Genomic DNA, 20,835 nt, shown 5'->3' with positions numbered 1-20,835 from the left:
ATGATTTTAAAACAGATGTTAAGCGCTGAAGAAGGTTGAAATAGGCGTATATGCTTTATTTTGGAAATAAAAAATACAGCCTAAATGAGAGTAATAATTAAATTAATTAATTCACAATAAAAGTGTAATAAATTATTTACATATATGCTCTGTGTGAATAGTAATCTTGTTGTATATTAATAAAACAAATAATAGTTAACTTTTTTATAAAAAAACGCCTAACTTAGTTAGGCGCTGTACTTATACTTTGTGCTTCATTAAACGTTCTTTTTCGCGAGACCAATCTTTATTTTTTCCATCTTCGCGTTTGTCATGCATTTTTTTACCTTTCGCTAAATGAAACTCTAGTTTCACCCAGCATTTTTTCCAATACATGGCTGTGGCTACCAACGAGTAGCCATCGCGTTCGGTTGCGCCGACTAATCTATCAAGCTCTCTTCGGCTTAATAAAAGTTTGCGGTATCGCATAGGATCGCAAATAACATGGGTTGATGCGCTGTTTAAAGGCTGAATTTGACTGCCTAATAAAAACGCTTCGCCATTTTTAAGGTGAATGTAAGTTTCTGAGATGTTTACCTTACCTGCTCGGATACTTTTTACTTCCCAGCCTTGTAGTTCAACACCTGCTTCAAACTTGTCGTGTAAAAAATACTCATGACGCGCTTTTTTGTTTAGCGCGATGGTATTACTATTCGATTTTGATGATTTGTTCTTAGCCATAGTGCCCTATAATATACGTATTAAGAGATGTTTTACATCGATTTTTTAATTCTGCATTTAAAATAATCAGGTTAATTTAAGCGCCATGAAAATTTGGGGAAACGCGCAAAGCTTGCTAAAATTCGCCCACACAGTTGGGAGTGAGTATGCCACAAATAGAAAAAAGTGCGCTGGTTATGTACAGCACCAAAGAGATGTTTGATCTAGTTAATGATGTAGAAGCTTATCCAGAGTTTTTACCTAACTGTTCAGACTCAAAAATTGTTTCACAGCATGATAATAACATGACAGCGAGCTTAGAAATATCTAAGGCGGGTATAAAAAAGTGGTTTACTACCGAAAATACATTTATTGATGAGCAAACTGTTGCACTGCGTTTAGTTGATGGGCCATTTAAGATGCTACAAGGGCGCTGGCACTTTCAAGCATTAGATAAAACAGCATGTAAAGTTAACTTAGAGCTTGAGTTTGAATTTTCGAGCAAGTTAGTTGAGCTTGCATTTGGCAAAATATTTAATGATGTTGCTAAAAATATGGTGAGTGCTTTTACTCAACGAGCTAAGCAAGTTTACGGATCGCGATTATGATTAATATAGAAGTTGTATTTGCATTGCCTACTACGGCGACAAGCTTATCTATAGAAGTGCCACAAGGTACTACTGCCGAGCAAGGGGTTATTCAGTCAGGTATTATTGAAAAGTGCCCTGAAATAGACCCAACTGCGCTAACATTGGGCGTATGGAATCGAACAGTAAAGGCTAACTATGAGCTAAAAGAGGGTGACAGAATAGAAATTTATCGCCCATTAATAGCAGATCCTAAAGATGCTCGAAGAAAGCGTGCAGAAAAAGCTAAAGAAGAAGGCCGCGCAAACAAAATTACAGGCGGGCGCCCTCTGTAAAACAAAAAAAGGTGAGCAATGCTCACCTTTTTATATTGTTAAGTTATTTATTGCTCTATAGGTACTTATTGCTCAAGCGGAGTATTAAACTCTTCAGGTTGGTCGTAATCACCTAGTACAGCAACTAATTTCTCGTTTTCAAATTTAATCACCAACTCTTTTTGTTGCTCGTTTTTACGACCTTTATTGAAGCTATAAACATAGCGCCATGTGCTTTTATCAAAGGCATCTTCAGCAATAGGGCGACCTAATACATAAATAACTTGCTCTCGAGTCATGTTTACACGAAGCTTATCTACATCCGATTGTTCTAAAAAGTTACCCTGTGGGATGTTAATTCTGTATACCCAGCTAGAACAGCCCGCTAATGAGCTAAATGTTAAAGCGACGATAAGCCAAAGAGAAAAAGTTTTTAACGACTGCATTGTTAGTTGTGATCCTTATTTTTTATAATCTGCATGATACCGATTAGTCACTGAAGGTAAAACCCTTTTAAGCAATTGTTTTTTGTTAAGGGTATTAAGGTAATGTTTTGACCACTGATAATGAAAAAAGTTTACAGTACATTGATACAAATGCATTAAAAAGTGAACCTATGTGGTTTTTATACATAATAGAAACACGATTAGGGCATTGGTATACAGGGATCACTACGAACGTTGAAAAGCGTTTTGCTACTCATCAAGCAGGTAAGGGCGCTAAAAACCTAAAAGGTAAAGGGCCCCTTTTATTGATTCATCAACAACAAGTAGGTAATAAAAGTGAAGCGAGTAAGCTGGAATATAAATTAAAAAAACTGACTAGAGCAAAAAAAGAAGCGTATGTATTTGCTTACACTTGCAAAGATTAAGCTAGGATTAGGGCGTGTTGATCTTTAATGGTTAAATTTGCAGCAGTATGTTTGGTTTTTAGGCAAGGCAGAGCCTATGAAGTGTGGTTACTCCCCATAAATAGGCGATAACGCAGCATAAATGCCAAACATGCGTTGCCCTTCGGGTTCTGCCTAGGGGCGATAAACTATTTGTTGCCTACATGGATGTAGGTAAGGGGCGTGAGCAGGACGCGGAAGCTTTACTCGGTTTTTACTTAGCCCACTAGGTTACAAACCTCGCGCCGCGATTTAATCGCCCCTAGATTGAACAAATTTCAATCCGCAAAGATCAACACGCCCTAGTTAATTAATACATCAACTAATAGTGCATCGAGTTTAAAGCGACATATCAACATTTTAAATGTGCACCTTGCACTCCAATAGGCTTTTAAAGGTAACTTCTAATCAGCTACATTAACAACCAGGTGTACGGATAACTTAAAACGAGTATGTGGTGGGTATGATAAATGGTGAGTTAATGGGGGTTATAAAACACCTTTAAACAACACTAAATGTTTATAGTGATGCTCAAAGGTGTCATTCAATCGCTTTTATTTTCTTAACGGTGTTTTTCAAAAGTAGCAACTAATGCATCAAGTGTTTGTGCACTGTTTGCTAAGTCGCGAATAGCTTGTTCAGTATTAATTTGCTCGCTCATTGTTTTATCGCTAATTTCACTGATTTGTTCAATGTTCCGCCCTACATCAGCAACTACATTGCTTTGTTGCTCAGTAGCCGTTGCTATGAGCGTAGCCATATCATTTATTTGATTAGCCGTTTCGCTAATTGCATCAAGAAGCTCAACCGAACTTTGCATTGCCCCCACACTTTGCTGGGCTTTATTTTTTGATTGGCTAATATCATTAACTACATCGTCAGAGATTTTAGTGAGCTCTTCAATCATAGATTGAATCTCAGTTGTTGATTGAGATGTACGATTAGCCAATGCACGTACTTCATCTGCTACTACAGCAAAACCGCGTCCGTGTTCACCTGCACGAGCAGACTCAATGGCAGCATTTAGGGCAAGTAAGTTAGTTTGCTCTGAAATGCCTCTAATTGAGTCAACAATGCTTGCAATATCAACTGTTTTTTTAGAGAGCAGAGTAACCTGCTCTGTTATGCCGTCAATATCGCTAGCTAGGGCTGAAATTGTTGCCTGGCTTTGCAATACTTGTTTATGGCTTTGAACGGTATTTTCGCGACTGTTATCAGTTAGTTTTGCTGTGTTTGCCGCGCTTTGAGCTATTTCTTGCACGGTCGCGCCCATTTCATTAATTGCAGCTGCCACAGAAATTGTTTGCTCTTTTTGACTATCTATTGCTTGTGAGTTTCGTTTTGCTTGTTCAAAAACATGATCAGAGCTTTGACGAATATCATGGCTTTCGCTTGCCACTTGAGTAATCGCTGTTTCTATTTTATTGATAAACTGATTAAAGCCATTACTTAAATTATTAAGCTCTGGTTGGCTCGATTCAGGTAGTCGGTACGCTAAATTAGCATCACCCGATCCCAACCTTGAAAATAGCTCAGCCATTTTAGAAAGTGGAGATGAAAGCGAGCGAGCAAGTAAATAACTAACTAAGCTAGCAATGATTGCAATTATCAAAGTGAAGGTAAATATTTGCCACTGTAGTGTACTAACACTTGCAAATACTTCACTTTTTGGTACTTGTGCAACAACGTATAAATCAGTGTTTTTAATAGGTGTAGCGGCGATTAGTGTTGGTTCACTATCTAAGCTTATTTCTTCTAGCGCAAAGCCGTTTTGGTTAAATAATTGGTTGTGAATATTTGCAGTATATAAATCATCAATATTCGCTTTAGCTACTTTATTGGCATCTTTATGAAGCTGAATTAGGCCGTTTTTATCTGCAATAAATACAAAGCCTGTTTTTTCAATTTTAAACTGTTGTAAAAGCTTCTGCATATCTGTGATGCTTTTAGCTAAACCCGCTAAACCAGTGCCATTTGCTTGCTGGTGATTTACAAACATTTTTACGTCATTAGCAGACTCTTGATAAATACTTATGGAGTAGGGCTTTTTAGATTGTGTAAAACCAAAAAACCAGCCATCTGCGGCATCATTTTGTAGCACACGTAAAAAACCGTGTTGGTTCCAATATTGTGCTGTATTTCTATTTGCCCAAGATGCAGTGGCTAAATCAAATTGTGAGGCGACTCGGTTTAACTCTTTTAATAACAGCGTGTCGTCTTGGTTATTAGACTCAGCCCACTGTAATATAAACTCATTTGATGATAGCTGCTGTGCAGCACCTAATAGCTCGTTTATTTCACCACCGATATGGTTACTTATTGTTTGCAGTTTGCTTGGCAATTCTGATTCGATCATACGTTGCTCAATAATATCTTCAGAGCTGTATAACGAAGTTAAGCCAATAAGTGCAGCTACGCATATAGCAATACCGCTTCCAAGAGCCGTTATTTTTTGAGTGATTGAAAGGTTTTTTATCATCATGATATTAATTATTTTTACAACTGAGTAGAGAGCTATGTTAGCACATTATTTATTTTGAGCTAACTATTGGCTAAAGCACAATTAATGAACTTACATTGAATTTATTAAGTTTTTATTAATAGGCATTAAAAAAGCCCATACGCAAAACATATGGACTTGGTTTCTAACAAGCGAAACTTAATGTCTAGGGTTATACAATCTTTTTCATTGCTGACATGTAACCACGTAGCTTAGCGCCAACTTTTTCTACAGGGTGCTCACGTAGAGCTGCATTAATTTGAATCAACGTTTGGTTATCAACTTGGTTGCTTTGCTCGCCAAGACCTTTACCAATAACATCAGTATCAATGTTTTTCATAAAATCAGCTAATAGTGGCAAACATGCATGGTTATATAAGTAACAACCATATTCAGCTGTATCAGAAATAGTACGGTTCATTTCGAAAAGCTTTTTGCGGGCAATTGTATTAGCAATTAACGGCGTTTCGTGCAATGACTCGTAGTAAGCCGACTCTTCAATAATGCCCGCTGCGGTCATTGTTTCAAAAGCAAGTTCAACACCTGCTTTAACCATAGCTACCATTAAAATACCGTTGTCAAAAAACTCTTGCTCTGAGATTTCTACATCGCCAGCAGGTGTTTTTTCAAAGTTAGTTTCAGCTGTTTCGCTGCGCCATTTTAGTAAGTTAGCGTCGTCGTTATTCCAGTCTTCCATCATTACTCGTGAGAATGTACCGTCGATGATGTCATCTTGGTGCTTGTTATAAAGCGGGCGCATAATAACTTTAAGCTCTTCACTTAACTCAAACGCTTTTACTTTTGCTGGGTTTGATAAGCGGTCAAGCATGTTAGTAACACCACCGTATTTAAGAGCTTCGGTGATTACTTCCCAGCCGTATTGAATTAGTTTAGATGCGTAACCTGCATCAATTCCTTTTTCAATCATTTTATCAAAACATAAAATAGAGCCCGTTTGTAGCATGCCACAAAGGATAGTTTGCTCACCCATTAAGTCTGATTTTACTTCAGCAATAAATGACGATTTTAAAACGCCTGCACGGTGACCACCAGTACCTGCTGCGTATGCTTTAGCTTGTGCTAAGCCATGGCCTTGAGGGTCGTTTTCTGGGTGAACAGCAATAAGTGTTGGAACACCAAAGCCGCGTTTGTATTCCTCACGTACTTCAGAGCCAGGACATTTTGGCGCAACCATGATTACCGTGATGTCTTCGCGTACTTGCATGCCTTCTTCAACAATATTAAAGCCGTGAGAGTATGCAAGAGTAGAGTCTTTTTTCATAAGCGGCATAATTGCACTTACTACTGCTGTATGTTGTTTATCTGGCGTTAGGTTTAATACTACATCAGCAGTAGGGATTAATTCTTCGTATGTGCCAACTGTAAAGCCATTCTCAGATGCATTTAAAAACGATTGACGGCGCTCAGAAATAGCAGATGCACGTAATGTGTAAGAAACGTCTAAACCAGAGTCACGTAAGTTAAGGCCTTGGTTTAAACCTTGTGCGCCACAACCTACAATAACTAATTTTTTACCTTTAAGTGCGTCAACGCCATCGGTAAATTCGCCAGCGTCCATAAATTCACATTGCGCTAATTGCGCTAATTGCTCGCGTAAAGGTAAGGTATTGAAATAATTCGCCATTGTTAGTGTCCTATAAATTTGTTTGTTAGATGCGCGGCATTTGCAGCGCTTACAAACACCTTATGCAAAAACGTTACTTGCGTAAAATGATATATTTGAATTAAAGTATTTCATAATATGAAACGTAGAGCGAGATATGGACCATAAACACCTAAACTATTTTTTAGCCCTAGCTAAAACTTTGCACTTTGCTCGTGCAAGCGAACTTTGTCATATAAGTGCACCCACACTAAGTCGCAATATAAAGCAGTTAGAAGAAGAAGTGGGGGTTGCATTATTTTTACGAGATAACAGAAGCGTAAAGTTAACACGTGAAGGGGAGTCGTTTATTGATTACGCAACAGCAACGCTTGCAAACTGGCAACGTTTTAAAGCTAACGTAAAAGATCCTACCCAACACATTTATGGCAAGGTAAGTATATTTTGTTCGGTGACTGCCTCTTATAGTTTTTTACACCAAATATTGGAGCAGCTGCGAGCGCAACATCAATATATAGAAATAACTTTAAACACGGGCGACCCAGCGTTAGCTATTAATAGGGTGCTTGATGGACATGAGTTAATGGCTATTGCAGCTAAGCCAAGCAAGTTACCTGCGCAAATTGCATTTGTAGATATTGGTTACTCTCCACTTGTATTAATAGGCCCAAAAATTCAATGCCCGCTTAGTGAAAAATTGATACAAAATAATGAAATAACGGATTGGTCAGATCTTGAATTTATAGTGCCAGAGCAAGGCTTTGCAAGACAAAGGTTAGAGCTGTGGTGGCGTAAAAATAATATTCACGGAAAAATATATGCACAAGTTGCAGGACACGAAGCTATGGTGTCAATGGTAAGCCTAGGCTTAGGTGTTGCTATGGTTCCTAAAATAGTGCTAGATAACAGCCCGCTGCAAGATAAAGTACAGATTTTGACACCTAAAATGCAAGTGCCTGAGGGGTTTGATATAGGTTTAGCGGTATTAAAAAAAGAACTAAACGACCCTGCTATCAGTGCATTATGGAATATAGCCCAAACTTTGGACGCAAAAGCTATTTAATATGCCCTGAAAAAAACTAGTTCAGTAAATAGTATGAATAGTGGTTGCTTAACGGTTTACTATTACTTAACATTGAAAACTAATAAAAAAACAATGCCGCATGAGAGTTTATCTATGAACCAAGCAGTATCACTTGCTCATTCTGCCCAGTGCCTCAAAAAGGCAATCCCATTAATGGTAAAGTACCGTATGCCGGTCACCCCCATTAACTACGCAATTTGGTACTGTTATATTCAAGGGAATAACCCTTCTCTTAATGCTGAGTTAGATCAAATTATTGAGCAGCAACAAACCTGTTCTCAAGATAAAGCCAAGGAGATTTTTGATAAGCATCTAACGCAAGACGATTTGGCTTTTTTTCAAGAAATGACAGAAAAATTCCATACAACTATGGAACAAGTTCAGCAAGATATAAGCATAACGCTTGATCATTCTAAAAGTTTCACTACAAGCCTCGTAGACTCTCAAAATGAATTAAACATGCTTGCAGATGTAAGCTCATATAATGAAATTTTAGGCTGTGTTGAGCGTTTAACTGATGAATCGATCGCCATGCAAGATTATGCGCGAGAGTTTCAAACTAAGTTAGCTGTTGCATACAATGAAATTAAGGATTTAAAAGAAGCGTTAAATATTTCAAAAGAAGCTGCAGATACAGATACGCTTACGGGCTTTTATAATAGAGGTAAGTTTGATACCGACATTATAGATTTTTGTCGTCAATATTCAGAGCAAGAACAAGAAAGCTCGCTTGCTGTACTTATTATGTTTGATATTGATCACTTTAAACGCTTTAACGATGACTTTGGCCATCAAAAGGGCGACGAAGTATTGAAGTTGGTAGCTAAAAAAGTAACAGAAAACACAATAGATACTGCCAAAGTGTATAGGTATGGCGGGGAAGAGTTTTGTATTACAGCTTACTTTGACACAATTAACGATATTATAGCGTTTGCAGACCGTATTCGTATTGATATTGCAAAACTAGCTATCCGTAAAAAGCATGATGTAACAACTAAACGTGCTATTTCGGCTAGTTTTGGATTAGCTATTTTACGCCCGTTTACAAATAGCGCTGTGTTAGTAGAGCGGGCAGATAGAGCGTTATATATAGCTAAAACTCACGGGCGAAACCGTATTGAGATAGCACCCGATATTTAATCCTCCCTTTTTTAAACATAAAAGTTAACATTGTTGTATACAAATTGTGAATAATTGTAACCAGCTAGAGCTACTTTAAAAAGACCTTGCTAGTATGGGTGACTCACTTATTTTTATACTTTGATTTACGCTAATGCGGAACTCCTTTTCATTAATCACAGCTTTATGCTTTAGCTTGCTGTTTAGCTGTTTTTCAGTGCGTGCTACACAAGATAGTAATCACGCTGATGAATTTACAGAGCAAAGCATATCAATTAACCAGTGGCATTTAAGTTTAAGTGCGGGAGTTGGTGTAATAACAAACCCATTACACGGCGGAGATAACATCCCGCTGGTGGTAATTCCTCAAGTCGCTTTTTATGCAAAGCAATGGTTTTTTGATAACGGTCGGCTTGGTTACTCATTTTTACAAACTCCAAAACATCATCTTAACTTAGTGACTGAATTAAATACAGAGTCTCGCTTTTTTATTGACTGGCACCCAAAAAATATTTTTACATTACAAAGTAGTGCGTTTAATACTCAGCAGGTTATAGAAGATGAAAGTGAAGCGCGCTCCGTAAATATAAATACCCTACATAAACGCCAGCTAGCTCTTGATGCTGGACTGGCATATCATTATGTAAATGAAGAACATGTATTTTCTGTTCAAGCGCTACATGATGTAACCGATGTGTACTCCGGTGTCCGTGGTGCACTGCAATGGCAGTACCATACACTGTTTGGGCAGCTTAAAATAAAACCTACCCTTGGAATAAATTACAAATCTTCGGAACTAAATAACTACTTTTATGGACTTAAAGACGGTGAAACTCAATTTGGTAAAATAGACGTTGGTAGTAGTTGGCAACCTTATGCTAAAATCGACGCCCGTTGGCCACTGAGTAAGGCTGACTCTCTTCGTTTTCATATAGCATATTATGACTATTCGGCTATGGATGGCAGTCCGCTTTTTGAACGCACTTATTCAATGACTGCTTTTATAGGATTTGACCGTACTTTTTAATATGAAGTATTCAATATTAGTTGTGTTTATTACTACTTTATTTAGTGGTTTTAGTATGGCACAAACCGTTAACCTTAGCGTTTCTCCCAAAGTCTGTGTTGTTTCTGAGCAACAAGAATTTTGCGATCTTGATTTACAGTTCAACTGGCAATTACATGCCTCTAGTGATGTGTGTCTGTATCAACAAGATGAGCAGCTGCAGTGCTGGCAGCAGCAACGTTCTGGGCAATATAATTATAAAGCGCGTGTTCAGGTGGAGACCATATACTCCTTAATCAATCCTCATACGGGTGTGTTAATAGCAACAACACAAATTGAAGTACAAAGCGCCCATGCTAAAAAAAATAGGCGTAGGCTTCGCTCTCCGTGGAGCTTTTTTTAATTTAGGAGCAACAAATGCCAAAAATTTTACTTGTTGAAGATGATCTCGGTTTACAGCAGCTAACAAAAGATTACCTTGAACATAATGGCCTAGAAGTCGATGTATTAGATCGTGGTGACGAAGTGTTTGACTACTTAGAAAATAACACTCCCGATTTAATGATATTAGACGTAATGCTGCCAGGTAAAGATGGCTTTAGCGTTTGTCGCCAAGTAAGAGATAAGTTTACTCTACCCATTTTAATGCTGACTGCTAAAGGTGAAGACTTTGACCAAGTACTTGGTCTAGAGCTCGGCGCAGACGATTATGTAATAAAACCAGCAGAGCCGCGTGTACTTTTGGCTCGTGTTAATGCATTACTTCGCCGTGGGCAACCGATTGTAAAACCAAGTGAAGAACTTCAGTTTGGCGATTTAATGATTGATAAAACAAGCCGAATTGTAAAGCTAAGTGATTCTGAAATAGTATTAACATCACATGAGTTTGAGCTATTATGGCTACTTGCCTCAAATGCAGGCGAAGTATTGAGCCGAGAACATGTTCATCAGCATATGATAGGGCGTCAATACGATGGTCTTGATAGAACGGTTGATGTGCGCGTATCACGAATTCGAAAAAAATTAGGCGATAATAGCGATAAACCTTATCGTATAAAAACTGTATGGGGACAAGGCTATTTATTTGTTTCTGATGCGTGGGATCTCTAGCACTATTTAAGGTTAATCGGCTTTCATGGGAAAACTGTTTACCAGCTTATACTTATATATCATTGTTTCATTATTTGTTGTAAGTGGTGTTATTGAGCAGCTGTGGCCCTATGAAGAGTCGCAGCAGCAAGTTCTATTAGATGACGAGTTTGGGCAATCGCTCTGGTTGCTCTCACAAACCCCCAACGGTCTTCAACAGCTCAAGCATAACTTTGAAAGTAAAGTTATTGCCAGACGTGACTTAATACTTCCTCAAAAGCAACAAACACAACTTAAACAAAATCATTACTTATACTTGTACGATAAGCAGCAGCGCATTGTATGGTATGTAGAGCTTGGCAATAATGCATTACTGCAGGTTGGGCCTGTAGGTGTTTTAACACCAGAAGCATCATCTGTTTGGCCTTATTTATTATTACTCGTTATTGTTGGAATACCGGTAGGGCTTTGGAGCTTTTTATTGTGGCGCGATTTTACAAAACTAAGTAAAGCCTGTGAAGCTGTTGAAGGCTTACAAGACTTTGACTTAAATGACACATCAAAATCATTTTTTTTGCCAATTACCGATACATTAAAAGTAATGCAGCAGCGTATTGAGTTTTTACTTAGTGCGCAACAAGAGCTTACTTCTTCTGTATCGCATGAATTTAGAACGCCATTGGCGCGTTTAAAGTTTGCCATTGTTATGCTGCAAGAGCAGCTACTTAATGAAAAGGGTGAGAAGTATCTGGCAAATATGCAAACCGATATTAGCGAGCTTGAATCTTTAGTTTCTGAGATGCTTGAGTACGCACGCTTAGACTCACAGCAACCAAGCATTAAGCCAGTAAATTGTGATTTAGTGGGTTTGATAAAAACGGTTGTTGAAAAGCTAAACTTTGAAACGCAGATAAATCTTTCTACGGACTTTCCTGATAAATTTTATTACGACTGCGATAGCCACTTCATGTCGAGAGCTTTACAAAACTTAATAGGAAATGCCTTAAAGTATACGTATTCACAGGTTAAGATTTCTCTTTTAACTGAAAAAAATCATATTTTACTTATCGTTGAAGACGATGGAGAAGGGATTACTCCCACTGAGCGAGAAAGCGTATTCAAACCTTTTACCCGATTAGATAAAAGCAGAGCAAAGGATACTGGTGGTTTTGGCTTAGGGCTTGCTATAGTTGCTAAAATTATTCATTGGCACCAAGGTGAGTGTAAAGTAGAAAGCTCAGCCTTAGGTGGTGCTAAATTTATTGTGTGTTTACCGCTTAAATTCAAGACATAAAAAAAGCGCCGAGAGGCGCATTTTTGTGGTTAAAAACCAAAATCAACAAGTAGCAATTAAATAGACCGGCTACCTTCAAAAAAGTTCTCAATTAATTTATTTTTTTTCAAGCAATGGCATAAGCATTTGCTCAAGCCCATTTAATTTTACTTCATACATCATCGCTAATTGGCTGTCGAGTTTTGTGTCGGGGAATCCTTGTTGCTTAAACCAAACCAAATAGGGCTCGGGTAGTAACAATAAAGGACGACCTGCATATTTTCCAAAAGGCATTATTGTGTTGATTGCTATTTTGAGTTGTTTTGGATCCATATAGATAACTTAAATATTTATGCGTAGTTAAGTGTAAGGGATTTTAGAGAGATAAAATAGGCTGTGACGGGCAAGAAACAGCCTATTGAGCGAGGGAGTAGGCCCTCTAACTTAAGAATTTATGTTGGTAAATATAACCCTTGTAAAACGTTAATTAGCTGGAGTCTAATTACGTTATTATTTTTAACATGGGTTCTTATTTAACCAACACGGCTAGTCTACCTGTTTTTTATTGCAGTGGTGAGTAGGCTTGTAAAGGAATGTAAATAGAATGGGTTTTTATTTTAAAACTAATAACAAAGAACTACGTTCTTTGTTATTAGTTAGCGTTATCAAATACGATTTATTCGTTAAATAGCTCTTGTTTAACGTGTTCAGCAAAACCACTACCAGCCTCTAGGTAAAAGTTATAAGTAGAATGCACACCCATTTCTTCGAGTTCTTTTTGCTGGTCGGGATAGTTTGCAATGGCGGTAACTTGGCCTTTGTAGCCAGAAGCCTGAAGTTGCTCTAATGCAAAAATATTTTGCATATGCTTGGGCATTGCAAGCATAACCATTTCAACGTGTGAGTGATTCACTCGTTGCCAAAAATCAGGGTCTGTTGCATCGGCAATGAGTACATTTCTTCCTCTTTTAACGTGTTTATCTACCACTTCTGGCTTTATATCAATACCTGCAACAACATTTGGGTGCGTAGCATTTATTGTTTCATACGCACCGGTACCTATACGGCCCATGCCAAAAATAACTATTTTAGTGTTATTTAGGTTAACCGGTAGCTCTTCGGCCAAACGTGTTTTACTTTCAAACTTCAATAGCCAATGCTCTATTTTTACGTACAACTCGTTTGAGCGTTTATTCAAAGGCGAAGCGATAACAAACGTAATAGACACTGCAATTGCCATCACTGCCAGCCATTCAGAGGTGATCATGCCGGTAGTTGCTGCCACAGCACATACAATTAAGCCAAATTCGCTGTAGTTAGATAAGCTAAATGTAGTTAGTAAAGAGGTGCGTGCACGCAGTTTAAATAAATTAGTAAACACATAATAAAGGCCTGCTTTAATTGGTAGTACCAAAATAAGTATTATTGCAACAATTAAAGAATTACCCGTAAGCTCTGCATTTAAGCCAATACTTAAGAAAAAACCAACCAATAATATATCTTTTAAGTTGAGTAAGGACTTTGATAACTCGCCTGCTTTTTTATGCGGGGCAAACATCATCCCAATTATTAGTGCACCTAAATCGCCTTTTAGGCCTGCAAATTCAAAAGCATGATAGCCAGCAACGAGTGCGAAAAAGAACCCAAATAAAGGTAGTAGCTCACCATGCTTTGAGCGGTTTAATACGCCGTACATTACGGGTCTAAGTAAAGGCAAGGCAATTATTAAAGCAATAGCCCATAAATTTGGTACTTTCCCTGTGCTTATTGCTAAAAATATAACCGCGAAAATATCTTGCATTACTAAAATACCAATGGCTATTTTACCGTGTAAGCTTGCCATTTCTCCGCGCTCTTCAAGCACTTTTACTGCAAAAACAGTGCTTGAAAAGCTAAGAGCAAAGCCAACTAATAAAGCACTTTGCCAGCTTAAGTCAACAAACATAGGTACTGCAAACACACCAAGCAATAGCATAAAGCCACTAAATAATGCGCTACTAAAAATTATATGTAAGGTCGCAGGCGCCCATACCTGGGGTTTTACTAAGCTGTGTACTTTAAGTTTTAAGCCAATACTAAAAAGAAGAAGTGTTACGCCAAGTGCCGCAATTGTGTCCAGTAGTTCAGTACTTTTGTAGCCTGATAAATTTAAAGCAAAACCAGCCAGTAAAAAGCCAATTAGTGGAGGAAGTTTTAACTGATAAACGGCAAAGCCACATACAAATGCGGCGGCAAAATAGATTAGTTCCATAATTCTTAATATCACTTCATTTGGCATTGCAGTGTAACGAAAAATTTATACCATTGAAAATAAAAATAGTGCTAAAAATGAGCGCGTTTAATCAATTACTTGCTCAGTTACGTATAAAAAATGCACATTAAACACGTATTTAATCGTAAATAGCATGTAAATAACATTTTTTCACTGACATTGGCTTTTAAATATGGTTAAGATGCTTTAACGAAGGAGTTTAAGCATGAGCAAAAAATACAGTCGCTCAGCTTAAGGAGAAATATATGTTTAAAAAGATTTTAGCGTCAGTGGGTATTGGTGCTGCGAAAGTAGACACTATTTTAGAAACTGAGCACTTACAACCAGGTCAGCTTTTTAACGCGCAAATAGTTATTACAGCGGGTGATGTAAGCCAAGAGATTGCAGGTTTAGATTTATTATTAATGACCCGTGTAAAAGTGGCCGGTGATGATGGCGATTATTTTACTAATCATGTAATCGATCAGTGGCGCATTACTGACATAGGGTCTATTGAACCTGGTGAAGTAAAAAGCATTCCTTTTGAAGCTCGTCTTCACCCTGAAACACCAATTACTGAAATTAACGCGGGTTACAACCAATCTCATGTATGGATTGAAACAGGCTTAGATATTGATTTAGCACTTGATCCTACAGATAAAGACCATTTACACATTTATCCTAATGAAGCCGTTAAAACATGCATGCAGGCAATGGATAAACTAGGATTCAGCTTGATGAAAGCGGATGTTGAAAAGGGTCATTTACGTGCATCTACTTTTCAGTCTCTGTCAGGCTGTTATCAAGAACTTGAATACAAACCAAATAGCCGCAGCTTATTTGGGCTTCAAGAAATTGAGCTGTCGTTTGTTCCTGAGGCACATAAAACTCACGTGCTGATAGAGCTTGATAGAGCCTTTAGAAGCGATGGTTATGTAGATTTAACTATAGAGCATGACCATGTTAATTTGTCGCAGTTGTGCGACCAACTAGAGCGCTTATTTACTTGATAGTAGAGCGTAGTTTAGTAAAACCCAGCCAAGGCTGGGTTTTTTGTTACAGGATTTTATATGACGTTTAAATGCGAACCGTTCGACTCTCTTGACTCTCGTACTCTTTTTACAATAATTCGTGGGCGTATTGATGTATTTGTAGTGGAGCAACAATGTCCTTATCCCGAGCTAGATGATGTAGATATTGCTGCGAATACTATGCACTTATATACACTTTATAATGATCAGTTACATAGCTATGCGCGTTGCTACGAAAAAAATAAACACTACAGTGCAATAGGGCGAGTACTTGTCAGTGAAAGTGCGCGTGGAAAAGGGCAAGCTACGCTGCTTGTTAACGAGGCTATAAATTGTTGTAAGAGGCACTGGCCTGAGCGTGATATTTATATTGGCGCTCAAACTTACTTACTTGAGTTTTATCGCTCTTTTGGTTTTGAAGATTATGGTAATGAATACTTAGAAGACGGTATTGCCCATCAAGATATGATTCTAAAAGTGTTATAAATCAGTACACATATAAAAGCTCACAAATGTGAGCTTTTATATTTTAAGCTTAGCTTAGCAAAGAGTGTAAAAACACCATGCCAATTGCCAGCGGGCACACAAACTTAGTGTACCAAGGCCATACTTTCCAAAATAAAGTGTTATGGACCTCAGGGTTACCTTCTTGTATTGCTTTAAGTAGTGAGCCTCTATACCAAATCCAACCAACAAAAATACAGCACATTAGGCCAAGCAATGGCTGTGCTACTTTAGTCGTTAAGGTGATCACTAAACCAAATAAGCTACCAAGGTTGCAAACAATAGTAATACTAACAATTGCAATGAGTGCTCCAATTAACCAAGTTGCTTGAACGCGTTTCATCGCAAAGCGCTCAACAGTGTATGACACAGGTGCTTCTAACATTGAAATAGATGAGGTTAATGCGGCAATACTCATTAACGCAAAAAATGCAAAGCCTACAAATAAACCTACGCCGCCCATACCGTCAAATAAAGCGGGGAGTACTTGAAACACTAATGTATCTTCAGAGAGTAATTTACCTGTTGATGCTGAAAATATTTCAACACCTTGTGCTTGTGCCACGTACATGGCTGGAATGATCAGTAAGCCTGCAACAAAAGCGATAAATACATCAATAAGCGTTACATAAGCACCTAAAGAAACCAGATTTTCTTTTTTGCTAATATATGAGCCATAAATAATCATTACACTAGTGCCTAGCGATAATGAGAAGAAAGCTTGGCCTAGTGCACTTACTAATAGCTGTGCGTCAAAAATAGATGAAAAGTCTGGAACTAAATATGCTTTTAAACCTTCCATAGCACCATCTTGTGTCATTACATAGGCGATAAGTGCAAATAAAATACCTAACAGGGCGGGCATTAATCGTTTAGACCATTTTTCGATGCCGTTTTCTACGCCTCGACTGATAATAGCGACAGTTAAAGCAATAAATACTAGAGTAAATATAATGTTTCTAGTAAGTGATTGCTCGCTTAGCCATGTCGATGCTGTGTCGGCGCCGACTAAAGTGGCTATGGGTTCAGCGGTAGCACTGAGCATCCAGCCTGCAACAATAGCGTAAAAACTTAAAATAAAGCCTGCACATAAAATACCACCAAAACCAACAGTAAAAGCAAAACGCTTTTGCCAAGGTTTACTCGATATTTTTTTAAGTGATGACACTGCATTAGCTTGACCGTGACGGCCGATCATCAGCTCTGCCATTAAGGCAGGGTAGGCCAAAAAGAAAGCAAGCACTAAATAAGCGACTAAGAATGCAGCACCGCCATTACTTGCTGTTTGTGTGGGGAATCCCCATATATTGCCCAAACCAACGGCAGAACCGGCGGCGGCCATAATAAAACCAAAGCGAGAGCTAAACTCGCCTCTAACTGCGCTCATATTATTGTACTTCTCTATTGTGTGACGGCGCTGACAATCTACTGGAAATGTAAATAAATAAAAAGTGCTTATTTGCTGATTTAGCACAATTTAATAAGTCGAGTGTATGTATTAACCATCAATTTTATTTATTGTTATCGAGTCGTTTAAAATAACGAGTTGATTTTGTTTAATAATTGTTAACTTTATTCTGTAACTATTGCTTTACGGATTGTAATGCTGAGCAATAGTGAGGGTAAAACAAGCCCCACCTAGTTGGTTACTTTTAGTGACTTTAACATTACCGTGATGCCAATCAGCTACTTTGGCAACTATGGCCAAACCAAGACCATAACTTTTATCGGCTCTATTACGGTGATCTTCTTCTCTAAAAAATGGGCTAAATACATTATTAAAGTTTTCACGGGCGATTCCCGGGCCATCATCTTCTACGGTAATTATAAGCTGTTGCTCGTGTAATTTTGCGCTTAAGTAAATATATTGACTCGCAAAATCGCAGGCATTCGTTAATAAGTTTGTAATGGCACGTGCAAGCCAATGAAGATCGGCACTTATTAAATCGTCGCTACTGTTAAGCTGCACACTTAGCATTTGCGATTCAAGCTTTGGCGCAAGCTGTACTAAAATATCTTCAAGGTATGGTTTAATATTTGTTGAAGAGTAGGTCAGTTTATTAGCATTTTGCTCAAGTGTTGCAAACGCTAAATAACTGCTCAGCATAGACTCCATATGATCCAAATCGTTTTCCATTCGTGCTAAATATTGCTTTATTTTATGCTCATCATGGCTATCAAGCGCGGCATCTAATCCAAATCGAAGGCAGGCTATAGGAGTGCGTATATCGTGAGATAAGCTTGAGGCCATTAATTTATTTTCGGCGACGAGCTTTTCTATCTGACTCGCCATGCGATTAAAGGTGAGCTCAACATCTTTTATATAAGTAAAGTGCGACACTTTTATACGGGCTTGAACGTTACCGGATGCAAATTTTTTGGCAGCCTCGTTTAATACAGTTAAACGTTTTGCTAAAGGGGCAATAATAAAGCCCATAAATACACACAAGCCTGCATAAAATAGCAGTGTTAGCATTATGTCATTACGTTGCTCGCCATCAGAGTGTTTATCTAAGCGCATAGATAAATGAAAAGGGTTTAGTATTTCACTGCTGTAAAGCATATAAAAGCCTTGCTGATCTTCTAAAATCAGACCATCTGGGGTGTGCATTTGTAATAATAGTGATGGCGGTAAGGCTAACGACTCGTTAGGTTTGTAATCAATTAAAATATCAAACTCTTGGGCAAGTTGTTTTACATAGCTGCTGCGCTCTGGTGTAGGAATGTTGGCGAGCTGCTTACTAAAACCAGTAATCATTTTACTTTGTTGGCTAAACTCATCTTGTGGCGTATGTGCGCGCTGGCTAAATGCATCAATAAGCCAGCCTAAAACCACAATAGATAACAGTGCACTGCCTAGGAGTGATATATAAAACTTTTTCATTTATTTATCACTTTATTACCACGCAGTAGAAACAAGTAAATAGCCACGGCCCCAAATAGTTTTTATTTTTTCTGGGTTTTGTGAGTCATCATTAAATTTTTTACGAAGTGCAGATATAAGCACATCAACACTTCTATCAAGTCCGTCGTACTCTCTGCCTTTAGTTGCTTTAAATACAGCATCGCGTGATACAACTTGGCCTGCATTACTTGCTAGGTAATGTAGTAATAAATACTCGGCGCTTGATATGTTTATATCTTGCTCATTAAGGGTTACATTTCTTGATTCGGTATTAATACTAAGCGCACCGACTTGAATACGGCTTTCGTTAACCTGTGGCGTATTAGGTTCATTGTTTTGGCGCAGCGCGGCTTTGATTCGTGCTAATAAGGCACGCGGGCGAACAGGTTTCATTATGTAATCGCTCGCACCGACTTCGAGGCCTATGACTTCATCCATTTCTTCATCGCGTGCGGTGAGCATTATAATAGGTGCGCTATAAAAACTGCGAAGCTCTCTGCAAACACTAATGCCATCTTGTCCTGGAAGCATAATATCAAGCAGCACTATATTAGGGTTCAATGTTTTTACTTGGCTAACAACTTCGTCACCCCGATGACAAACATGAGTAGTGTAGCCTTGCTCTGTTAAATACTCAGCTACCCACTGGGCAAGCGATACATCGTCTTCAACAAGTAAAATGGTGCCGTAGTTATCCATAAAATATCCTTAGAACAAGTGGTATTAAAATAGTCGCCAGCGACGTTTTTTTTGTCTGTTTTGATAAACCCATTGTAGCTTTACTTCTGCTGTGCTGATGACTTTAGCTGTATTGCTATCAAATAGTTCAAATGAAATGCTTTGCTGTGAGTCAAAAGCATAATTAAAAGTGCCGCTTTGCTGTTTGAGCCAACATTGCATTATGTACTTTGATGTTGCATCACGCAGACAGTAATTACCAATTACAGGTTGCTCCCACGTGAGTGTAACATCAGCATAGCAATTACGCCCTTCGCGCAGCGCAACGCAGGTATCGGGCAATGCTATAAGTGCTTCTGGTGGCTCTTGTGCTTTTAAAAGCCAAGGGCTTGGGAAGATCAGTAATACACAGATCCATCTAAAATACATAACGTAGGCCTACCTTGGCTTTATGTTGATATCCTTGGGAAATAATAGGGCTGTCGTCGATTTCTTTTGAAAACCAAGTAGTGAGCCAACCCGCTAAAAATACCCAGTCGCGGCTCAAGGGGTATTCTGCATGAAACTCAAACATAATACTGGTGCTGGCATTACTGCTATATACAGGGCGAAGGCTGGTGGCTTCATCGTTATCTATACCAAAATAGTAATTAGTAAAGTCAGCGGAGTAGGCGCTAATACCCACCCCGGATCTAAATTCCCAATTTCGCCATGGTAATATTTGGCTAAAAAAGCTGTTTATTACCCAGCCATTGTGGGCACCCGATACATCATGAAGGTATTCAAAGGAGAATTGTGAGTTTTCGAATCTGCGGGTTAACCTAAGACCTACGTCAAAATCGTAATTACGCTTTTTTATCCCTTGCAGCTCTTTTATAACGCCATTGTTATAAAAGCCAAGGCCTTTTTCATCAAACCCGGCTTGAGTATTGGTGCCTAAAATATCTAGGCCCCAATCAAATTTATCGATAAGGCTGTAGCCTATAACAAGGCCGCCGCTTAGCTGGTTATGATCAAAATCGAGGTAAAATCTGTCGTAAGAAATAGCAAGGCTGAGGTCAAGTTCGACGCCTTTATCGTAAGACTCAATCCCAACAAGGTAAGAGTCTTCAATATAAAAGCCAGCGCCTGCACTCCAGTCCCACGCAAAACCTTGAGTTGGTTCTAGCGTGTTATCGGCATAATAGCGATTACTTGCCATACTCGATGTGCTAAATATGCAGCAAAAAAGCAATGTGATGCTCAAAAAAGTATGATTAAGCAAAGCGTTTCTCATCCCTAG

At 38.4% G+C, this 20,835-nt stretch carries 22 protein-coding genes; 11 read left to right on the top strand and 11 right to left on the bottom strand.

The features are described 5' to 3' along the window. Positions 1 to 240: 240 nt before the first annotated feature. A complete protein-coding gene (gene smpB / locus ALFOR1_RS11565) occupies positions 241 to 720 on the bottom strand; it encodes an SsrA-binding protein SmpB (RefSeq protein WP_058548460.1) in 480 nt (159 codons plus the stop codon). Between the two features lie 146 nt (positions 721 to 866). Between smpB and ALFOR1_RS11560 the strand changes: the two genes are divergently transcribed. Further along, on the top strand, positions 867 to 1,307 hold the full coding sequence (locus ALFOR1_RS11560; RefSeq protein WP_058548459.1) for a type II toxin-antitoxin system RatA family toxin: 441 nt from the start codon (positions 867 to 869) through the stop codon (positions 1,305 to 1,307). Further along, on the top strand, positions 1,304 to 1,621 hold the full coding sequence (locus ALFOR1_RS11555; protein WP_058548458.1) for an RnfH family protein: 318 nt from the start codon (positions 1,304 to 1,306) through the stop codon (positions 1,619 to 1,621). Before ALFOR1_RS11560 ends, ALFOR1_RS11555 begins: the two co-directional genes overlap by 4 nt. Positions 1,622 to 1,686: 65 nt before the next feature. On the opposite strand, the gene ALFOR1_RS11550 is transcribed toward ALFOR1_RS11555, so the two are convergent. Beyond that, positions 1,687 to 2,046, bottom strand: a complete 360-nt coding sequence (locus ALFOR1_RS11550) for an outer membrane protein assembly factor BamE (RefSeq protein WP_104643062.1) — start codon at positions 2,044 to 2,046, stop codon at positions 1,687 to 1,689. 107 nt (positions 2,047 to 2,153) lie between these two features. On the opposite strand from ALFOR1_RS11550, the gene ALFOR1_RS11545 reads away from it, so the two are divergent. Then, on the top strand, positions 2,154 to 2,471 hold the full coding sequence (locus tag ALFOR1_RS11545; RefSeq protein ID WP_104643061.1) for a GIY-YIG nuclease family protein: 318 nt from the start codon (positions 2,154 to 2,156) through the stop codon (positions 2,469 to 2,471). A 580-nt stretch (positions 2,472 to 3,051) separates the two neighbouring features. On the opposite strand, the gene ALFOR1_RS11540 is transcribed toward ALFOR1_RS11545, so the two are convergent. Together ALFOR1_RS11540 and ilvC are read right to left on the bottom strand one after the other, a co-directional pair. Continuing rightward, the gene (locus tag ALFOR1_RS11540) at positions 3,052 to 4,971 is read right to left on the bottom strand and encodes a methyl-accepting chemotaxis protein (RefSeq protein WP_104643060.1); all 1,920 of its coding nucleotides are present in this window, start codon (positions 4,969 to 4,971) and stop codon (positions 3,052 to 3,054) included. A gap of 190 nt (positions 4,972 to 5,161) precedes the next feature. Next, on the bottom strand, positions 5,162 to 6,634 hold the full coding sequence (gene ilvC / locus ALFOR1_RS11535; protein ID WP_058548454.1) for a ketol-acid reductoisomerase: 1,473 nt from the start codon (positions 6,632 to 6,634) through the stop codon (positions 5,162 to 5,164). A 136-nt stretch (positions 6,635 to 6,770) separates the two neighbouring features. Here ilvC and ilvY point away from each other — a divergent pair, with 136 nt between their 5' ends. The 6 genes from ilvY (at position 6,771) to ALFOR1_RS11505 (ending at position 12,205) form a co-directional block, all read left to right on the top strand. Further along, on the top strand, positions 6,771 to 7,676 hold the full coding sequence (gene ilvY / locus ALFOR1_RS11530) for an HTH-type transcriptional activator IlvY (RefSeq protein ID WP_058548453.1): 906 nt from the start codon (positions 6,771 to 6,773) through the stop codon (positions 7,674 to 7,676). 114 nt (positions 7,677 to 7,790) lie between these two features. Next, positions 7,791 to 8,837, top strand: coding sequence for a GGDEF domain-containing protein (locus tag ALFOR1_RS11525; RefSeq protein WP_173827054.1), 1,047 nt, complete (start codon positions 7,791 to 7,793; stop codon positions 8,835 to 8,837). Positions 8,838 to 9,033: 196 nt separating this feature from the next. After that, complete coding sequence (locus ALFOR1_RS11520) at positions 9,034 to 9,843, top strand: MipA/OmpV family protein (RefSeq protein ID WP_104643059.1); 810 nt, start codon at positions 9,034 to 9,036, stop codon at positions 9,841 to 9,843. Between the two features lies 1 nt (position 9,844). After that, on the top strand, positions 9,845 to 10,225 hold the full coding sequence (locus ALFOR1_RS11515) for a DUF3019 domain-containing protein (RefSeq protein WP_173827052.1): 381 nt from the start codon (positions 9,845 to 9,847) through the stop codon (positions 10,223 to 10,225). A 14-nt stretch (positions 10,226 to 10,239) separates the two neighbouring features. Then, complete coding sequence (locus ALFOR1_RS11510) at positions 10,240 to 10,932, top strand: response regulator (protein WP_058548451.1); 693 nt, start codon at positions 10,240 to 10,242, stop codon at positions 10,930 to 10,932. A gap of 25 nt (positions 10,933 to 10,957) precedes the next feature. Then, positions 10,958 to 12,205, top strand: coding sequence for an ATP-binding protein (locus ALFOR1_RS11505; protein ID WP_104643058.1), 1,248 nt, complete (start codon positions 10,958 to 10,960; stop codon positions 12,203 to 12,205). A gap of 96 nt (positions 12,206 to 12,301) precedes the next feature. Here the strand turns inward: ALFOR1_RS11505 and ALFOR1_RS11500 are convergent, their stop codons facing one another. After that, positions 12,302 to 12,517 (bottom strand): putative quorum-sensing-regulated virulence factor, encoded by a 216-nt coding sequence (locus ALFOR1_RS11500; protein WP_104643057.1) that lies wholly within the window; start codon positions 12,515 to 12,517, stop codon positions 12,302 to 12,304. A gap of 343 nt (positions 12,518 to 12,860) precedes the next feature. Further along, complete coding sequence (locus ALFOR1_RS11495; protein WP_058548722.1) at positions 12,861 to 14,435, bottom strand: cation:proton antiporter family protein; 1,575 nt, start codon at positions 14,433 to 14,435, stop codon at positions 12,861 to 12,863. Between the two features lie 266 nt (positions 14,436 to 14,701). Here ALFOR1_RS11495 and ALFOR1_RS11490 point away from each other — a divergent pair, with 266 nt between their 5' ends. Both ALFOR1_RS11490 and ALFOR1_RS11485 read left to right on the top strand, forming a co-directional pair. Next, positions 14,702 to 15,445, top strand: coding sequence for a sporulation protein (locus ALFOR1_RS11490; protein WP_104643056.1), 744 nt, complete (start codon positions 14,702 to 14,704; stop codon positions 15,443 to 15,445). 60 nt (positions 15,446 to 15,505) lie between these two features. After that, positions 15,506 to 15,952 carry a GNAT family N-acetyltransferase gene (locus tag ALFOR1_RS11485; protein WP_104643055.1) on the top strand — a complete coding sequence of 149 codons (447 nt, stop codon included), beginning with the start codon at positions 15,506 to 15,508 and terminating at the stop codon, positions 15,950 to 15,952. 49 nt (positions 15,953 to 16,001) lie between these two features. Here ALFOR1_RS11485 and ALFOR1_RS11480 read toward each other — a convergent pair whose 3' ends face one another. From ALFOR1_RS11480 to ALFOR1_RS11460, 5 genes are all read right to left on the bottom strand, one after another. Then, positions 16,002 to 17,357, bottom strand: a complete 1,356-nt coding sequence (locus ALFOR1_RS11480) for a sodium-dependent transporter (RefSeq protein ID WP_104643054.1) — start codon at positions 17,355 to 17,357, stop codon at positions 16,002 to 16,004. 204 nt (positions 17,358 to 17,561) lie between these two features. Further along, positions 17,562 to 18,854, bottom strand: a complete 1,293-nt coding sequence (locus ALFOR1_RS11475) for a sensor histidine kinase (protein WP_104643053.1) — start codon at positions 18,852 to 18,854, stop codon at positions 17,562 to 17,564. 15 nt (positions 18,855 to 18,869) lie between these two features. Then, the gene (locus tag ALFOR1_RS11470; protein WP_104643052.1) at positions 18,870 to 19,574 is read right to left on the bottom strand and encodes a response regulator transcription factor; all 705 of its coding nucleotides are present in this window, start codon (positions 19,572 to 19,574) and stop codon (positions 18,870 to 18,872) included. Between the two features lie 24 nt (positions 19,575 to 19,598). Next, entirely contained in the window at positions 19,599 to 19,982 is a 384-nt protein-coding gene (locus tag ALFOR1_RS11465; protein WP_058548443.1) for a DUF3019 domain-containing protein, read from the bottom strand. After that, positions 19,972 to 20,754 carry a MipA/OmpV family protein gene (locus ALFOR1_RS11460; RefSeq protein ID WP_227006947.1) on the bottom strand — a complete coding sequence of 261 codons (783 nt, stop codon included), beginning with the start codon at positions 20,752 to 20,754 and terminating at the stop codon, positions 19,972 to 19,974. The genes ALFOR1_RS11465 and ALFOR1_RS11460 overlap by 11 nt, the downstream gene beginning before the upstream one ends. Positions 20,755 to 20,835: the final 81 nt, after the last annotated feature.

This window comes from Pseudoalteromonas carrageenovora IAM 12662 (assembly GCF_900239935.1).
GTDB lineage: Bacteria > Pseudomonadota > Gammaproteobacteria > Enterobacterales > Alteromonadaceae > Pseudoalteromonas > Pseudoalteromonas carrageenovora.
Note: the sequence above shows the minus strand (reverse complement) of the source record. Positions and strands in the feature narration are given on the sequence as shown.

What these genes read in the sequence shown, in the direction of transcription:
- smpB (WP_058548460.1), bottom strand. Translation starts at nt 720, where the DNA reads ATGGCTAAGAACAAATCATCAAAATCGAATAGTAATACCATCGCGCTA.
- ALFOR1_RS11560 (WP_058548459.1), top strand. Translation starts at nt 867, where the DNA reads ATGCCACAAATAGAAAAAAGTGCGCTGGTTATGTACAGCACCAAAGAG.
- ALFOR1_RS11555 (WP_058548458.1), top strand. Translation starts at nt 1,304, where the DNA reads ATGATTAATATAGAAGTTGTATTTGCATTGCCTACTACGGCGACAAGC.
- ALFOR1_RS11550 (WP_104643062.1), bottom strand. Translation starts at nt 2,046, where the DNA reads ATGCAGTCGTTAAAAACTTTTTCTCTTTGGCTTATCGTCGCTTTAACA.
- ALFOR1_RS11540 (WP_104643060.1), bottom strand. Translation starts at nt 4,971, where the DNA reads ATGATGATAAAAAACCTTTCAATCACTCAAAAAATAACGGCTCTTGGA.
- ilvC (WP_058548454.1), bottom strand. Translation starts at nt 6,634, where the DNA reads ATGGCGAATTATTTCAATACCTTACCTTTACGCGAGCAATTAGCGCAA.
- ilvY (WP_058548453.1), top strand. Translation starts at nt 6,771, where the DNA reads ATGGACCATAAACACCTAAACTATTTTTTAGCCCTAGCTAAAACTTTG.
- ALFOR1_RS11525 (WP_173827054.1), top strand. Translation starts at nt 7,791, where the DNA reads ATGAACCAAGCAGTATCACTTGCTCATTCTGCCCAGTGCCTCAAAAAG.
- ALFOR1_RS11515 (WP_173827052.1), top strand. Translation starts at nt 9,845, where the DNA reads ATGAAGTATTCAATATTAGTTGTGTTTATTACTACTTTATTTAGTGGT.
- ALFOR1_RS11510 (WP_058548451.1), top strand. Translation starts at nt 10,240, where the DNA reads ATGCCAAAAATTTTACTTGTTGAAGATGATCTCGGTTTACAGCAGCTA.
- ALFOR1_RS11505 (WP_104643058.1), top strand. Translation starts at nt 10,958, where the DNA reads ATGGGAAAACTGTTTACCAGCTTATACTTATATATCATTGTTTCATTA.
- ALFOR1_RS11500 (WP_104643057.1), bottom strand. Translation starts at nt 12,517, where the DNA reads ATGGATCCAAAACAACTCAAAATAGCAATCAACACAATAATGCCTTTT.
- ALFOR1_RS11495 (WP_058548722.1), bottom strand. Translation starts at nt 14,435, where the DNA reads ATGGAACTAATCTATTTTGCCGCCGCATTTGTATGTGGCTTTGCCGTT.
- ALFOR1_RS11490 (WP_104643056.1), top strand. Translation starts at nt 14,702, where the DNA reads ATGTTTAAAAAGATTTTAGCGTCAGTGGGTATTGGTGCTGCGAAAGTA.
- ALFOR1_RS11485 (WP_104643055.1), top strand. Translation starts at nt 15,506, where the DNA reads ATGACGTTTAAATGCGAACCGTTCGACTCTCTTGACTCTCGTACTCTT.
- ALFOR1_RS11480 (WP_104643054.1), bottom strand. Translation starts at nt 17,357, where the DNA reads ATGAGCGCAGTTAGAGGCGAGTTTAGCTCTCGCTTTGGTTTTATTATG.
- ALFOR1_RS11475 (WP_104643053.1), bottom strand. Translation starts at nt 18,854, where the DNA reads ATGAAAAAGTTTTATATATCACTCCTAGGCAGTGCACTGTTATCTATT.
- ALFOR1_RS11470 (WP_104643052.1), bottom strand. Translation starts at nt 19,574, where the DNA reads ATGGATAACTACGGCACCATTTTACTTGTTGAAGACGATGTATCGCTT.
- ALFOR1_RS11465 (WP_058548443.1), bottom strand. Translation starts at nt 19,982, where the DNA reads ATGTATTTTAGATGGATCTGTGTATTACTGATCTTCCCAAGCCCTTGG.
- ALFOR1_RS11460 (WP_227006947.1), bottom strand. Translation starts at nt 20,754, where the DNA reads ATGGCAAGTAATCGCTATTATGCCGATAACACGCTAGAACCAACTCAA.